This is a genomic window from Cystobacter fuscus (assembly GCF_044360685.1).
Taxonomy (GTDB): domain Bacteria; phylum Myxococcota; class Myxococcia; order Myxococcales; family Myxococcaceae; genus Cystobacter; species Cystobacter fuscus_C.
In genome coordinates this window covers 6577822-6591000 of record NZ_CP043491.1, presented here as the reverse complement: position 1 = coordinate 6591000, position 13179 = coordinate 6577822, and the positions used below count along the sequence as shown (strand labels likewise).

Below are 13179 nucleotides of genomic sequence, written 5' to 3'. Positions count from 1 at the left end.
CCGTCCACACCACTGGACTATCCACGAGACTGGACCTCGTCAGGCGTTTTCAGCCTGATCGGTGCTCTGGTACTACTCGGTGAGCGTATAAGAAGGATGGGAGGCGTGTTGAGGGAGAGGGCTGGAGCGTATAGCCCGGTTGCCCCAACCCACTTCTCGGCCTCGGCCGAGAGCCGCATGACCTACGGCTCTCGGCTGCCCAAAAATGGCGAAAGTCGAGTCAAAGGATTTGAAACGAGAGACCCGAACCAGAACGAGGCTCGGCGTGGACGGTTGAACCCATCCCCTTCAAATGCTTCCGCGGACTTGCCAGTTGGCGCGTACGGTGCATCTGGCCTGGCGGAACGCAAGCAGGGGGATGGGGAGGGGCTGGCCGCTGAGGATGTTCCAAGAGGAGGGTTACTACTTCGTCACCTCCAGGTGCTTTCAGGGGCGACTGTTGCTGCGCCCCAGCGCGGAGGTGAACGAGGTGGTGGGAGGCGTGCTGGCCCGCGCCGTCCAACAGAGTGCCGGCACCCTCCGGCTGTACGCCTTCACCTTCGCCTCCAATCACTTCCACTTGTTGGTGTGGGCACGAGGGGCCGCGCTCGCCGGCTTCATGCAGTACCTGAGAGCCAACCTCTCCAAGAAGGTGGGGAAGTTGGTGGATTGGAGTGGAGGCTTCTGGGAGCGGCGCTACTCCGCGGAACCGGTGCTGGACGACACCGCGCTGGTGGGCCGGCTGCGCTACGTGCTGGCCCATGGGGTGAAAGAGGGGCTGGTGGACAGGAGCGCCGAGTGGCCGGGTCTCACCTGCTTGCCGCAACTGCTGGGGCCCGCACGGCGGCTGTTCCGGTGGTTCAACTGGACGAAGCGCTGGAGCAAACGCGCAAGCGAGGACATGGCGGGGGAGGGGCGCTTCGCTCTGGAATGGGCCGAGCCGGTGGAGTTGGAGGTGGCTCCACTGCCGTGCTGGGAAGGACTGAAGGAGGAGGAGAGGCAGCGAGCGGTGCGGGCGCTCGTGGAACAAGTGGAAGCCGAGGCTCAATCGCGGGGCAAGCCCGTCTTGGGGGAGAGCGCCGTGAGGGCGCAGCACCCGCATACCCGGCCCGAGCACCTCAAGAGGAGCCCGAGGCCGTTGGGGCATGCCTCCACGCGGCAGGCGTTGAAGGAGCTGCGCGAGCAGTACCGGGCCTTCGTCGCGGCATTTCGAGAGGCGGCGGCCTGGTGGAGTCGAGGGGACTACTTCTCGGCGCTCTTCCCGCCCTTCTCCTTCCCGCCGCATGTCGCTCCAGCTCGTGCTGCTCAAGTTCTTTGACACCCTCTCCTGGCTCGACGTGCTGGCCCCGTTGGGAGGACGGAGGGTCATCCTTCGGGGGTACCTGTCCACGGCGTGGGCGCCATCTCCCGGCCCTGTTGTAGGCGCGTAGCACCTCGTTAGGTTCCCTCAATTCCGGGTCATCAACCGTGGTGGCGAGCTGGGCGTCGTTGGGGTCGAACAGCGGCACATCCCACGCAGGGTCATCATCCGCCGTCTTTAGAGCACCTTCCAACGCCGCGCACAGCTCGGGAACATTTGGGTAGCGCTCAGCAGGCCATTCCGAAAGCATCTTCATGCAAAGGCGCGAAACGGCCATCGGAACACAGGGGTTGACCACGTGGGGAGCCGGGGGCGCTGGTGAAGGATCCTTTCGTGTAGTTCCTTCCGTTCGCAGCTGGGCGGAAGCTCACCAAACGGAAGCTCGTTTGTCAGGAGCCAATGCAAGTCATCGCGGGCAGCTCATCGGCGCGCGAGTAAGCTGCGCGACCAGACCACGCGCGTTCAGTTGAAGCTTCAAAAGGGACAATGGTATACTACGAGTTACCATGCTCGAAGATCTAGTCGAACTGCTTGAGAGGCAATGGAATTTTCTCCTCACGCAAGAAGGCACCGCATTTCATCGCCAACTTCGCCGCTTTGTGAGGCTCGTGCAGGAGGAGCCTCGCCTAGCCGCATTGATTAACGACATGCGGCGCGAAGGGGACGAACTAGTATCTCAACATCTCCGGCACGACCAAGACTTAACCCAACGCTTAGTAGCGCTAAAAAAGGAATTTATTAAGCAGGTTCCTGAGGAGGACGACTCGGCGATGGCGTTTCCAGCCAGCGGATGGTCAACGCTCGCATACGAAGCGAGCCTCGCCAACTTCGACACAATAGCGAATAGCTCACGCAGCAGGTCAATCTGGGTGGACACGGCAACGGACAATACGAAGTCACAAAAGCTGCTCGGAATATTAACGGGCAAGTTCAACAAGCTTGAATATACAGAAAGCCAATCTCAGCAACCGGCCACACGCACCATAGAACAGCTGTCGAGAATAGATGAATTGCGGCATCAGTTGCTCTATTTTCAGCAACAGCACCAGTACGCGCATCGTAACTTTGTTGACCAAAAATTGACATCGCCAGGACTCTTGTTCAATGGAGTTCTTCGGCTTCTGCGTGATTTTAATCGAGAGCCAGCACCTCTTCCAGCAGACAAGCAAGAACGGGATGCACAGGTGCTCGCCCAGGTAAACGAATACTTGAACGAAGGACTAATGACGCCCGGCAAGCACCATCTTGAGGAGGCTCTTTACGAAGATCGTGCGCTGTCAAAGGACGAACGCGAAGCGGTCGAGCACTCTACGCGAGCGCTCAAACTTCACATGACGCGCGTATACAAGGATCTCCGCCTCAGAATTGGCACGCGTCAGTCTTTGCTCGGACTTGTCAGCCGGTTTCAGCATCGGTGCCAGTGGCATGATCGCACGCGCCTGTATAATCTGGCGAAAGGCGCAAAGCGCAGGGCTGAAGAAGTTCTCACCGCAGAACTGGCCCTATGGCTTTTTGATCAAGGCTTGTCCCCCGTATCCAAGCCCATGATGGCAGGACTTCAGCCCGATCTCACAGATCCGTCATTCAGATTCAACCTTTACGTAGAGGCAAAACAGTACAACGTCGGCGCAAAACAGTATCTCATCGATGGCTTTCACCAACTTTGGGACACCGTTAGTGGACTAAAGGGTACTCCTTACGAGGTGAAAGAAGCGTTCTATGTTGTATTCAGGCGCGGTGGCCCTCGCTATATCCTTCCAGATCAACCGCTACCCGGAGAGGGTTGGACAGCGCACCTCCGGCTTATTGATATTGCTCCAACGGAGGAGCGAGGGAGTCAGGGCGCAAAGAAGCCCATAGTGATTTCGGAAGGCGAGCTTATGCCCGCGCGCACGTAAATGCCTCTAACTAGACATAGCTTTAGTCTGTCCTTTCGGCGAGGCAGTGCCGGGAACGCGCGAGTGAGCCCGGAGAGGGGGTCAAAGAATTCGTGTGGGGGGACTCGGCACGACACGCGGCGGGAAGGAGTAGAGAGGAAAGGGGGCCGAAAAGTCCCCGTGCATCTACTGAGCTGCCGCCTCGCGGAACGCCGCGACGAAGGCCCGATACTGCTCGCGCAACTCCCTCAGCGCCTGGCGCGTGGAGGCATGACCCAAGGGCTGCGCTTGAGGTGCTCGGGCCGGGTATGCGGGTGCTGGGCCCTCACGGCTGGAGGTGGAGCTCTTCGACTCCGAGGGCGCCCCGCTCCCGCTGAGCGCCCCCGGTGACATCGACCAGCGGCAACCGGGCGAGGTGTACCTGCTTCGCGCCGAGTACGGCGGCCCGTTCCTCGTGCGTGTCCAGGCCCCTGTCGCGGTGGCGGTGCCGTACTCCGTCGAGCTGTTCGCGCCCGTGTTCGTCCGCCAAGCCATCCTTCATCGCTCCGCAGGCCACGCCCGACGCGCGAGGCGAGCTTTCCTGTCATGCTCGCTGACGCCGTCCTTTCCGGCTGCGGCCTGGTGCTAGGGTGCCGCCATGCCCGACGAGGCGACCACCTTGACCGACCCCGATCTTCCCGCCCTCTACCGGCGTTACCTCGACTGTCTCAACCGGCGGGATCTGGCAGGTCTGGGCGAGTTCGTCGACGACGACGTGCGCCACAACGATCGGCCGCTCGGCCTGGCCGGGTATCGAGACATGCTGGAGCGCGACTTCCGTGAAATCCCGGATCTCCGTTTCGATCTTCGCCTGCTGGTCTGCGAGCCGCCCTGCGTCGCGAGCCGCCTGCACTTCGACTGCACGCCGAAAGGGACTTTCCTCGGCCTCCCGGTCGACGGCCGCCGGGTGACGTTCGCGGAGAACGTGTTCTACAGGTTCCGTGGCTGGAAGATCGAGGAGGTCTGGTCCGTCATCGACAAGGCGGCGATCGAGGCGCAGCTGTAGCGGCGAGGGCATGCCGGACCCTTCATGGGATTCCATGGATTCGAACGCTTCAAGGCAGGAGCCCACGCCCCGAGGTGCTACGTGATGCGTTGTTCACTGGTGCTGCTCTGCGTGGCCCTGATGGGGTGTGGCGGCGCTGCGCCAAGCGTCCGTCATGCTGCGGATGAGCAGAGGCGCTGCGCCTATGTCCCGTCCCGTGACGAGGCGGCCGGAGACAGGAAGGAGGAGGTCTCCTCAGCTCGCGCGGGTGTTCACGTGGTGCTTGTCGCGGCGGCGGGGGCTTCGCCCGTGGCTTCCCCTTCCCCCAGTCCGGCCCCTGTCCTGGAGGGGCTGTCGGGTGAGGGGTTGGGGAACGGCATTCCCCGAGGCGTGCTCCGGTTGGTGCCTGAAGGAGGCGCGGGCGCGGAGGTAGGGGCTGGCGGTGCCGCAGGGGAGACGGTGGTGTTGGGGGGCGCGTTCGTCGCGGCCGTGGGCAGCGGGTTGCTGGTCTGCTTGACGGCCCATGCGGCCTTGGATGGGGAGAAGACCCCCATCGAGATTGCGGACGAGTATTACGGCACACACTTCGGAGACGTGAAGGGGTGGGTTCAAGGTCAATACCCGGCCCAGGTTCCTCCTCCTGGCGCAGCACCCAGGTCGAAACCCGACGAGAACACCGGCAAGAGGCTGGGGCGCATCTATGTCACCTACACGAAGCTCAGTAAGATGACCCACCACTACTACGCGGGGCGGACCAGCATGATCGTCGATCTTGCTGTGTCCCTCGAATTTCAGGCCGCACTGGCGGTTCTCCTCCGAGACAGAAACCACCACCTGGACGAGAATGCTGAACCGGGTGGCGCCATGTTCGGCCTGGCGCAGACTGATCGATTCGATGTCGGCACCGCCGTTGACTATAGCCAGAGATATGTCGACGTCGCTTATTGGCGGATTCGCGGGAGAGAGCAGCAGTTGATTGATTCCCTTGGAGGAGCCCGCTCCGACACCGGAGAGCCTTATCGCACCGAGAATGCCGTACGCGGCGTGGCGAAAGAAAATCCACAAGGCAGAAGGTTCCACGCCGCCGCGACGGAGTCGTGGGGCCAACTTCACCATTACACGGGGTACTAGGGATGCCGCGAATTTACAAACCGGGCTCGTTTTTGAGAATCCCCCTTGCCGACGGCTCTTTCGGTTACGGCAGGGTGCTCAAACTGCCGCATGATGCCTATTACGATTACAGGACCGACACTCCAGATTCCGATCTGGATCGGATTGCCTCCAAGCCTATCCTTTTCAAGATCATGATTCGCCATATGGAGGAGAGGGCATGGGAGCTCATTGGGTGGAGAAAGCTGGAGGAGCAGTTTTCTCAACCGATCGTCCAGTTCATGCAGGACATTGGGAACTTCCGCGACTGCACGATCTTCGACACCGTCGGCAATTCGAGGCGCGCGGAGCCCCAGGAGTGTGTCGGACTTGAGCGCTCGGCTGTCTGGGAAGAGGTGGGAGTCGAGCAACGCCTGCTCGACACCTTCATGGGGCGGCCCAACGATGACGTGGAGCGCTTGAAGGTGCGCCTGAAATAGGCACGCTCATAGGAGCGGACGCGGCTCAAAGCGGCGGGTTGTTCTGCGTGGAGGCGGCCGGAATCGAACCCGCAACAAGGCGGAAGCAACACCCTAAGCAGGTTGCGTTGTTACCGGCTAACGCCTTGCGCTCACACCGGATCGTTCCCCCGCTCCGTCCCGCTTCGTCTCGATCCTATCCCCACTGGAGGGGCACATTGGGGGCACATGCGGCTTCCTTCCTGCTCTCCGGTCCCCTCTATGAGCAGAAGAAGAAGAATGCCCGGGGGTTCTCCCATACGCCCACATTATAGCCGTCGCTCGTCGGGGACATTAAAAGATATGGAAGTCAGAAGCAGGCACAGTGCGCGGTGCCTGCTCGGAGGCCCGTTGGGCATAAGCTCCTAGTACTACAGTTGGAGTTCCTGGAGCGGACAGAGCCTCCCTGACCTGCTGCCGCTGCGGTGACTTCCCTTCCGCTCTCGTTCGTGGGTCGCTGCGGCCCCTTCCTTCTTGAGATAATACAGCCCCTGAGCCACGCAACTGCGCAAGTGGGGTGATGGGCCCCACCTGTCTGGTGGGGAGCCAGGAGAGGAAGCGAAACGCGGGAGCGGGTGACGTCGGAAGTGGCGTGGTTCCAACCCATGGGAGAAGTCACTTTCCACTGGGGGCCGCCATGTCGAGCAGCGCGAGCGTCTTGAGCGACAACGAAGAAGCAGTTCTCGTCGGGAAATGGGAAGAAGAGTGGCGTCGTGTGCGGGAGTGGGTCCAGCCTCACTTCGCGCGTCCGGAGACACGCGCCTCGGCGGAGGCCCTGCTGCAAGGGCTCCTGGCCCGAGTGGAGCGCAAGAACTCCTGGGGCCTGAGTGAGGAAGCGGGCCGACGGACGCCCTACGCCTTTCAACATCTGCTCAATGGAGCGCAGTGGGACGAAGAGGCACTCCGGGACGACGTGTTGACGTATGCACGGCGGCGACTGGGCGAGGGGGGCGTCTTGGCGGTGGATGAGACGGGCTTCATGAAGAAGGGGGACAAGTCCGCGGGAGTGGCGCGGCAGTACAGCGGCACGGCGGGCCGGATTGAGAATTGCCAGGTAGGTGTCTTCCTGGCGTACGTCACCGACAAGGGGCACACCCTGGTGGACCGAGAGTTGTATGTGCCCGAGGGCTGGTTCGAGGAGCCGGAGCGCTGTCGCCAGGCGGGAATCCCCCCGGAGGTGCGATTCCAAACCAAACCAGAGTTGGCGCGAGTCATGCTTCAGCGGGCGTTGGGCGCAGGGCTGAGCCCGGCGTGGGTAGTGGGAGATGAAGTGTATGGCCGGGATGGAGAGTTGCGACGCTTTCTGGAGAGCCAGTCGCAACGGTATGTGCTGGCGGTGGCCTCCAATACCTACGCCTGGCGCGGGGAGGCCCACGTGACGGCGGGCGAGGTATTGAAGGAGGTGAAGACGTCAGAATGGAGGAGGCTGTCGGCGGGGGCGGGAGCCAAAGGACCGCGGATGTATGACTGGGCTCGAGTCCAGCTCAATTCGCCGAAGAGGACCTGGGCGCGATGGCTGCTGTTTCGCAGAAGCCTGTCGGAGGAGAGCGATGTGGCCCTCTACCTGGTGCATGCACCGGTGACGACGCCGTTGGCGGCCATGGTGGAAGCGGCCGGTAAACGCTGGCCGGTAGAGGAATGTTTCGAGTCGGCCAAGGGAGAGGTGGGACTGGACGACTATGAAGTGAGGCGATGGCGAGGGTGGTATCGCCACATGACGTTGTGCTTGGTGGCACATGCATTCCTGGCCGCCGCGCGCGCCACGGCCAATGCACCCGAGGAGGAGACCCAAGTCCCAAAACGCCTGGGCCCGCCGCACCGAAGAAGTCGCATGGGAGCGTTTCGACGGCGGCAGGGCCTTTGCTCATCCGCTTCAGTCTTCAAGAAGTGAGACGCCTGCTGAGGAGTCTGGCCCGCTGGGTGGTGAGACCCACGTGGAGCTTCATCCAGGGGTGGAGTCGCTGGCGGCGCCACCATCAGGCGGTAGCCAAACTTTGTCACTACCGCCGCAGGGCCCCCAGAATCCAGGTCCAACTGTAGTACTAGGCTAACCGCATGATCCCCCCTACTTGGCAGCTTCTACGTTTACAAGATGTTATGCGCCTGCATACTGCTGAGTAGACGCCGCATGGCAGGCGCACGGTCGCTCGCCCCAATTCGATACCCTGTCGGGCACTTGATTCGATGCCGCATCAGGAAAACGAATAGAAACAAGCCTACTTGAGCAAGAACTGTTGGTTTGCGCCATCATGGCACGGATGCTGTACAATCTTGGAATCAACAGTCGAATTTCCAAAGAGCACATCCAGGCACTGGCCGCTATGTCTTGCGGTTATACGGAAGATGTTGTTGGTTGGTGGGTTTAGAGGGGTGAGGGAAAATTGTTGGTTTGCCCCTCCGTAGCACGGATGCTGTACTACTGGGGAATCGACAGTTGAGTTTCCATAGAGCACATCCAGGCACTGACCACTGTGGAACGCGGTGATTTGGTAATACCCTGGAGCCACCTGAGTGAACTTGAACTGCTGATTTCCACCGTAATGACACGGATGCTGCACGACATTAGCATCAACGGTCGAGTTCCCGCCGAGAACATCGAGGCACTGACCGCTGTGAAGCGCCGTGAGCACGTTGTAACCAGGCTGGATGAAACCCGCCGTCGAGAGTGCGAGCTTATAGGTCGCTAAGATCGGGTTGATAGGTTGGAAGAACGTCGTCCCCCCATACGTGCAGTTTCCCGAACCGCCCGAGGTCACTCCCTGCGCCTGAGTTCCTGAGATAAAGGATCCGCCAGAGTCGCCAGGCTCGGCGCAGGCGTTGGTTCGTGTGAGGCCATAGACCAGACCCTGGGGATAGTTGACCGTCGCGTTCTTTGCTTGGATCGAGCCGCAGCGCCAACCGGTCGTAGCACCGGACCGGCAGACCGAACTGCCCACCGGAACTTCCTGGGAACCCTGGACAGAGGCAATGCCACCTGCATAGTTGGTCACCCACGGGCGAGACACCCATGAGGAGTTGACTTGGACCCAGGCGTAATCATTCCCAGGGAAGGACGAACCTTGGACAGTGCCTTGGGCGGCACCATTGAACCCTAAAGTGGATGTGCCAACACCGCCGCAGTGGCCCGCAGTGACGAAGCCTCCATTCACGGGAAATCCGATCGAGCAGAGTCCATTACCGGGATAGTAGGCATCACCGCCTCGCAGAACATCAAACGTGCGGAACTCCTCGGCAGAAGGCTCCACGCGGACTGCGTTACCCTTGGCACCGATGATGGTAATGAAAGACTTAGCTTGAGATTTAGACACAGCCGAATCCCCGGAGACCACGACGACACTGTTGGTGGTCAGGTCGACGTACCAAGCCCGGATCGTCTTGTCTGCCCACTTCGCGCTGCGGTCCAGTGCTACCTTCACCTCCTCAAGTTGCTCGGCATTCCAGGTAACCTGTTTGGGTTCTGCCCCAGCACGACGCACGAGTTCTGCACTGGTTGCATCTGTGACGCCGACAATGAGTTGACTGCCATCCCCATTCAGCCATGCCCCGCCGAAACTAGTTCCCAGTTCATTGCGCAGGCTGGCTTCAAGGGCAGGGGCTCTTGCTTCAAAGGCCAACCGACGACGAGCTTGCTCTTCAGAGAGCCTGAGGTCTCGTTGCATGGCTGAAAGGACTTCTGGCGACACGTCCGGCGTGTGCCCAGCAGCATGCGCAGGAGCAACTTGGGCGGCAGCCGGAAGACTTAAGATAGTGCCAAGCCCTGCTAACAATGCAGCCACAGTAGTGAGCACTTTGAGCTTTTGATTCATGAGAAGTCCCCAACCTCTTAGAATATGGAGTTGTTTCGGCCAGCCTGGGTGCGTAGAGGCACGACCAATGCTAATAGGAACAACGCGCCACTTCGCACTCTCCGTTCACTGCCTTCGTCAGCGAACCAACGAACTTAAAGGCAATCATTCAGCACCTATCAGGATGCGGGTATAGTACTTAACGGATTGCAGCGAGAACCGAAGCTATGGCAAGGCGGAAGCACAACCTTGAGCAGGTCGCACTGTCACCGGCTGAAGCCTCGAACTTACATCGAATCGTTCTTCCGCGCGGGGCGTGGCCCTCAAGGTCATTCAGGAGTTGATGGGGGGCACGCCACCATCGAGATGACCATGAGGTACGCGCACCTGTCGCCCGAGGCGCGGGAGAGCGCGGCGCAGGAACTGGATCGTCCCATCCCCCAGCCGCGCGCCGCTCTGGGCTAGAGACGCCAGAGGGGCACACTGAGGGCACATGATGAAAACGAGGACAGAGAAAAACCCAGCAACCCGTTAAGATTGCTAGGCTTCTCGGGATGGAGGCAGCGGGAAGCGAACCCGCCGCCTGGCACTCCCAGCGCGGGCCTGGCGGAGTTTCGTGGGAGCCTGGCGGTAGCGTGTGTCTATGAGTGCGAGGGAGACGCTCCCGGCGGGGAGAGGCCGCCGGGAGCCTTCGGGGCTCAGCCGAGGATGAGCCGCTCGATGAGCGCCTTCTGCACGTGCATGCGGTTCTCCGCCTCGTCCCACACCGCCGACTGGGGACCGTCAATCACCCCCGCGGAGATCTCCTCGCCGCGGTGCGCCGGCAGGCAGTGCAGCACGATGGCGCCCGGCTTCGCCTTGGCCAGCAGGGCCTCGTCGAGCTGGTAGCCATTCAAATCCTTCATCCGCCGCGCGGACTCGGCCTCCTGGCCCATGCTTGTCCACACGTCCGTCACCAGCACGTCCGCGCCCTGGACGGCCTCGGTGGGGTCCGCCGTGACGTGCACGCGCCCGCCGGCCTCGGCCAGCAGCGACGCCGCCGGACGGTAGCCCTCGGGACAGCCCAGCCGCAGGTGGAAGTCGAAAAAGCGCGTGGCCTCCACGAACGAGCGGCCCATGTTGCTCGCGCAGTCGCCCAGGAACGCCACCGTCTTGCCCTTCACTCCGCCCAGCCGCTCCTCCACCGTGAACAGGTCCGCCAGCACCTGCACCGGATGGCCTCCCTCGGACAGGCCGTTGATCACGGGCACCGCCGACGCCTTGGCGAACGCCTGGAGCCGGTCGTCCCCGAAGGTGCGGAACATGATGCAGTCCGCATAGCCGGAGATGACGCGCGCGGTGTCCTCGATCGTCTCGCCGCGGGCAATCTGGCTGCTCGCCGAGGTGATCGTCGTCACCGTGCCGCCGAGCTGGTACATGGCCGCCTCGAAGGACAGGTGGGTGCGCGTGGACGCCTTCTCGAACACCGCCACCAGGTGGCGGCCGGCCAGCGTCGTCACCACCTCCTTGCGCTTGCGACTCGCCTTGAGGGCATGTGCCCGGTCGAAGAGGGACCGGTAGTCAGCCGCGGACAGGTCCGCCAGGGAGAGGAAGTCTTGCTTCACAGTGCTGCCTCCTGCAACGAGTCGAAGAGGGTGGCGAGCCGGGGAATGGCCTTGGCCATCTCCCGAGCGCGCGCCGCGTGGGACTTCAGTTCCACCAGTTGTTTCTCCACCGACGCGGGGCCGGTGCCCCCCGCGTTGGCCTTGCGCTCCACCGCGCGCCGGGGATCCGCGCTCTTGAGCACCTCGGCGTCGAAGCGCGCATCCACCGACTGGGCCAGCTCCAGCGTCACCTGCGCCAGCGGCAGCCCCTTCTCCTGGCACGCCCGCACCAGCGCGCCCGTGGCCTTGTACGCCGTGCGGAAGGGAATGCCCTTCATCGCCAGCGCCTCGGCGATGTCCGTGGCCTGCATGTAGTCCGACTCCACCGCCGCCAGGCACTTGTCCTTGTCGAAGTACACCTTGCCCAGCGCCAGGTGGAGCATGGACAGCACGCTGGTGAGCAGCGGCCCCGTCTCCAGCAGCACCTGCCGGTCCTCCTGCAGGTCGCGGTTGTAGCCGCCCGGAAGGCCCTTCACGAGCACCGCCAGGTTGGTGAGGTTGCCCACCGCGCGCCCCGCCTTGCCGCGGATGAGCTCGAAGACGTCCGGGTTGCGCTTCTGCGGCATCATGCTCGAGCCGCAGGCGATCTCCCCGTCCAGCTTCACGAAGCCGAACTCGGGCGAGGAGAAGTCGAAGAAGTCCGTGGCCACGCGGCTGGCGTGCAGCAGCGAGCGCATCGCCGTGTACGCGAAGTCCAGGGCGAAGTCGCGGTCACCCACCGTGTCCAGGCCGTTCATCGTCACGCGGGGGAAGCGCAAGAGTTCGCGCGTCACCTCGCGATCGATGGGCAGCGACGTGCCGCCGATGGCACCCACGCCCAGGGGCAGCGACGCCACGCCCTGCAGCACGAAGCCGAGCGCGTCCACGTCCCGGGAGAACATGGCCCCGTAGCCACAGAGCTGGTAGGCGAGGGAGATCGGCTGCGCGCGCTGCCGGTGCGTATAGGAGGGGAGGATGACGCCGCGCTCGGCCTCGGCCCGGGCCGCCAGGCCCTCGATGAGCGTGGCCAGCACCTCGAGCGTCTCGGCCACCTTCTCGCGCACGTGCAGCCGCAAGTCGAGCGCCACCTGATCATTGCGCGAGCGCGCCGTGTGCAGGAGGCCCGCGCGCTCACCCAGCACGCGGGTGATCTCCACCTCCACGGCCATGTGCACGTCCTCCTCGTCGGGGAGCGCCAACGTGCCGGCCTGGGAGGCCTTCCAGATGGCCACGAGCTGCTCGCGGATGGCGCGCGCGTCCTCGGAGGGGATGAGGCGGGTGCGCGAGAGCATGGTGAGGTGGGCGAGGCTGCCCACCAGGTCCTCACGCAGCAGGGCTCTGTCGAGCGCCAGCGAGCTGGTGAAGGCCAGCACCTCCGGGTGGAGGCCGGTTCCGCCCGAAGCGGCCGTCTTGGCAATCGTCACGGGATGTCTTCCTTTCCAAAGAAGGCTTTCAACTTCCGGTTCAACGTGCGCGTGGAGCGGCCCCGCGCCGGGGCGACGAAGATGGTGTCATCTCCGGCGAGCGTCCCCAGGCACTCGAGCAGCCGCGCATGATCGATGGCCGAGGCCACCAGGGGCGCGGAGCCGGGGCGGGTGCGGACGACGACCAGCATCTCGTTGTCCTCCACCGAGAGGATCATCTCCCCCAGCTCCATCAATCGGGACTCGCCCCCGCGCGGGGGCGCCGCCTCCAGCCCGTACACCGTGCCGCCCTCGGGCAGGGACACGCGCATGGCGCCGAGCTGCGCCAAGTCCCTGGAGAGCGTGGCCTGGGTGACGTCGAAGCCCTCGCGCGAGAGCAGCTGCCCCAGTTCCTCCTGGGTGCCCACCTGGTGCGTGCGCACGATGCGGCGGATGGCGTCCTGGCGCGCGGCCTTGTCTCCATTGTTCCGAAGCGGACTCACGTTGTGGGGCCTCCGGGGT

At 62.9% G+C, this 13179-nt stretch carries 11 protein-coding genes; 6 read left to right on the top strand and 5 right to left on the bottom strand.

Features of this window, described 5'->3' with window-relative positions:
- Positions 1-382 precede the first annotated feature (382 nt).
- Entirely contained in the window at positions 383-1297 is a 915-nt protein-coding gene (locus tag F0U63_RS26920) for a transposase (RefSeq protein WP_395833845.1), read from the top strand.
- A gap of 548 nt (positions 1298-1845) precedes the next feature.
- Positions 1846-3237, top strand: a complete 1392-nt coding sequence (locus F0U63_RS26915; RefSeq protein ID WP_395833843.1) for a hypothetical protein — start codon at positions 1846-1848, stop codon at positions 3235-3237.
- 304 nt (positions 3238-3541) lie between these two features.
- Here the strand turns inward: F0U63_RS26915 and F0U63_RS26910 are convergent, their stop codons facing one another.
- Positions 3542-3757 carry a hypothetical protein gene (locus F0U63_RS26910; protein ID WP_395833841.1) on the bottom strand — a complete coding sequence of 72 codons (216 nt, stop codon included), beginning with the start codon at positions 3755-3757 and terminating at the stop codon, positions 3542-3544.
- Positions 3758-3853: 96 nt separating this feature from the next.
- On the opposite strand from F0U63_RS26910, the gene F0U63_RS26905 reads away from it, so the two are divergent.
- The 4 genes from F0U63_RS26905 to F0U63_RS26890 all read left to right on the top strand — a co-directional run bounded on the left by F0U63_RS26905 (position 3854) and on the right by F0U63_RS26890 (position 7738).
- Positions 3854-4261 (top strand): ester cyclase, encoded by a 408-nt coding sequence (locus F0U63_RS26905; protein ID WP_395833839.1) that lies wholly within the window; start codon positions 3854-3856, stop codon positions 4259-4261.
- A gap of 441 nt (positions 4262-4702) precedes the next feature.
- Positions 4703-5371 (top strand): hypothetical protein, encoded by a 669-nt coding sequence (locus F0U63_RS26900; protein WP_395833837.1) that lies wholly within the window; start codon positions 4703-4705, stop codon positions 5369-5371.
- Positions 5372-5373: 2 nt separating this feature from the next.
- Positions 5374-5829 carry an immunity 26/phosphotriesterase HocA family protein gene (locus F0U63_RS26895; RefSeq protein ID WP_395833835.1) on the top strand — a complete coding sequence of 152 codons (456 nt, stop codon included), beginning with the start codon at positions 5374-5376 and terminating at the stop codon, positions 5827-5829.
- 655 nt (positions 5830-6484) lie between these two features.
- Positions 6485-7738 (top strand): IS701 family transposase, encoded by a 1254-nt coding sequence (locus tag F0U63_RS26890; protein WP_395833833.1) that lies wholly within the window; start codon positions 6485-6487, stop codon positions 7736-7738.
- 325 nt (positions 7739-8063) lie between these two features.
- On the opposite strand, the gene F0U63_RS26885 is transcribed toward F0U63_RS26890, so the two are convergent.
- From F0U63_RS26885 to argR, 4 genes are all read right to left on the bottom strand, one after another.
- Complete coding sequence (locus tag F0U63_RS26885; RefSeq protein WP_395833831.1) at positions 8064-9653, bottom strand: RICIN domain-containing protein; 1590 nt, start codon at positions 9651-9653, stop codon at positions 8064-8066.
- Between the two features lie 677 nt (positions 9654-10330).
- Positions 10331-11236 (bottom strand): ornithine carbamoyltransferase, encoded by a 906-nt coding sequence (gene argF / locus F0U63_RS26880; RefSeq protein WP_095988019.1) that lies wholly within the window; start codon positions 11234-11236, stop codon positions 10331-10333.
- Positions 11233-12678, bottom strand: coding sequence for an argininosuccinate lyase (argH, locus tag F0U63_RS26875; protein ID WP_395833829.1), 1446 nt, complete (start codon positions 12676-12678; stop codon positions 11233-11235). Before argH ends, argF begins: the two co-directional genes overlap by 4 nt.
- On the bottom strand, positions 12675-13160 hold the full coding sequence (argR, locus tag F0U63_RS26870; RefSeq protein ID WP_395833827.1) for an arginine repressor: 486 nt from the start codon (positions 13158-13160) through the stop codon (positions 12675-12677). Before argR ends, argH begins: the two co-directional genes overlap by 4 nt.
- Positions 13161-13179: the final 19 nt, after the last annotated feature.